The organism is Streptomyces djakartensis (genome assembly GCF_014651075.1).
GTDB lineage: Bacteria > Actinomycetota > Actinomycetes > Streptomycetales > Streptomycetaceae > Streptomyces > Streptomyces djakartensis.
The window spans coordinates 1-708 of sequence record NZ_BMWE01000070.1; the positions used below are offsets into that span (position 1 = coordinate 1).

Here is a 708-nt window from a genome sequence, read left to right on the forward strand (position 1 = left end):
GGCGCGGCTCAGGCGGGGGTTCGCGGCGGAGCGTGATGAGGCGTTCATGGATCTGGTATGGCATCCAGGCGAGGCGCAGGCCGATTTCGGCGAGGTCGACGTGCTGTTGCGCGGCGTGGTGCAGCGGATGCATCATTTCGTGCTTGATTTCCCGTATTCGAACGTCGGTCTGGTGCAGTTGATGCCGGGCGAGAACGCTGAGTGCACGTGCCTGGCGTTGCGCAACCTGTTCGAGTGGCCGGGCGGTGTGCCGGAGCGGATCGTGTTCGATAACGCCGCCGGCGTGGGCCATAAGGGGTACGGGGAGCGCGAGCCGCGCCTGACGCACCTGTTCCAGGCCTTCCAGGCGCATTACGGGTTCGATTGTTCGTTCTGCAACCCGTATTCCGGTCATGAGAAGGGCGCGGTGGAGTCCAAGGTCGGCATGGTGCGGCGCAAGCTGTTCGTGCCCCGGCCGAGCGTATGGAGCCTGGAGAACTTTAACGCCGGGCTGCCGGACCGGTGCCTGGAGCTGGCCACGAAACCGCATTACCGCAAGGACACGGAGGAACGTGGCCTGTTCTCCGAGGACCGTGCGGCGCTGCTGCCGTTGCCCGGGAAGCGTTTCGACGTGGTCACGTGGCGGCATATGAAGGCCGACCGGTACGGCGTGGTCACGCTCGAGGGACGGCATCGTTATTCCGCGGACCGGGCGAACGCGGGCAGAGG

1 pseudogene is annotated in these 708 nt (G+C 65.8%); it reads left to right on the plus strand.

The window, feature by feature from the left end:
* Positions 1-708, plus strand: a pseudogene (gene istA / locus IE212_RS34505) (IS21 family transposase); the annotation flags it as partial.